This window comes from Streptomyces sp. SID14478 (genome assembly GCF_010548525.1).
Taxonomy (GTDB): Bacteria; Actinomycetota; Actinomycetes; order Streptomycetales; family Streptomycetaceae; genus Streptomyces.
Genome location: NZ_JAAGMG010001482.1, coordinates 1 through 1,338, shown reverse-complemented (window position 1 = coordinate 1,338; position 1,338 = coordinate 1). Strand labels below are relative to the sequence as shown.

The 1,338-nt window shown below is 75.9% G+C and carries 2 protein-coding genes; both read right to left on the bottom strand.

Features of this window, described 5'->3' with window-relative positions; translation table 11 throughout:
- Positions 1-1,125: DUF2786 domain-containing protein (locus G3I40_RS46205; RefSeq protein ID WP_164560766.1), on the bottom strand; the 1,125-nt coding region annotated here is incomplete at its 3' end.
- Positions 1,115-1,267 carry a hypothetical protein gene (locus G3I40_RS46200; protein ID WP_164560765.1) on the bottom strand — a complete coding sequence of 51 codons (153 nt, stop codon included), beginning with the start codon at positions 1,265-1,267 and terminating at the stop codon, positions 1,115-1,117. The genes G3I40_RS46205 and G3I40_RS46200, both read right to left, overlap by 11 nt.
- Positions 1,268-1,338 lie beyond the last annotated feature (71 nt).

The following is a 1,338-nucleotide window of genomic DNA, read 5'->3' as shown; positions in this document are numbered from 1 at the left end:
GCGGCGACCCGAGTCCGGTCCCGCGGGCCCGCCCCCGATGCGGGCCCGGTCGGCGGCGGCGCCGCCCTCGTCCCAGCCCGCCCCGTCCGTGACCCCCCTCATCCGGGTCGTCACGGTCTCGGGGAACATCTCCTCGGCCCGCCCCGTGACGGCGACGTCGCGCGCGGCCAGTACAGGCAGCAACTCGCCCTCCGCACCGACCACTTGATCGGTGACCTCGGCGAGGCGGTCGCCGATCCGATGGGCGTACGCGGCCAGGAACGACTGCCGGAAGGTCTTCGTACGCTTCCTGCCGCCCGCCCGCTGCTCCGCCTCGGCCCGCGTCATCGCCGAGTCGGCCTGCACCAGCAGCGACGTGTAGAGCAGCTCGACGACCTCCAGGTCCGCCTCGAAGCCGACGACGGTCGAGAAGCCGAACGCGCTGTTCCACACGGCACGGCAGCGGTTCGCGCCGGCCACCGCGTCCAGCAGCACCGCCTTCGCCGTCTCGTACGGGGCGTCGACGCCGATCCGGCAGGCGCCGGGCGCGTCCTTCGCGTGCGTACGGGAAGCGAGCAGCGCCTCGTCGACCGAATGCCGGGCCATCAGCTCCTGCGCCTTGGCCGACAGCGCCTCGGCCTCCGGCGGATAGCCGGTCGCCTCCGCCTTCGCCAGCAGCGCGCGGATCCGGGCCAGCGCGCGCGAGTCCCCCGCGACGGGCGCGGTGACGGACTCGCCCGGCACCGGGCCCACGGGTTCGATCGCGGGCAGGCGCAGCAGCAGCCGGTACAGCTCCAGGGCGACGGTGGCGCCCGTGAAGCGGTCCTGGCGGCCCTCCTCGTCGGGCAGCTCGGCGATCTGGGCGCTCCAGCGGGCGGGCAGCGTCGCGTACCGGCCGGTCTCGGCGCGGATCAGCCGGGCGGCGAGCCGGACGTGGTCCGCCTCCAGTTCGCGTACGACCATGCGCACCACATCGGCGGGCTGCCAGCCGCGCTCCCACGCCCGGCGCACGAACTCCTGCCCTCGCAGGGCGAGTTCGGTGTCGGCGGAGGGGTCGGCGGCGAGCAGGGAGGCGCCGGTGTCCAGGTCGCCGTCGGCCCCGTACAGGGCGGCGGCGAAGGCGCGCTCGACGGTGTCAGTGCTCATGCCGGTCCTCCTGCGCGCGGGCGACGACGGCCGGACCGGTGCCCGTCGCGACTCCCGCAGCACCCACGGCCCCGCAGCCGTCGCGGTCCGCGCCCGCCACCGAGGGGATCGAGAGGACGCCCTCCGTGGGCCCCACTGCCATCAGATTGCCTCCCTACCCGCCTGCGCCCGTGTCCGTGTCCGTGCCCGTGCCCGTGCCCGTGCCCGTGCCCG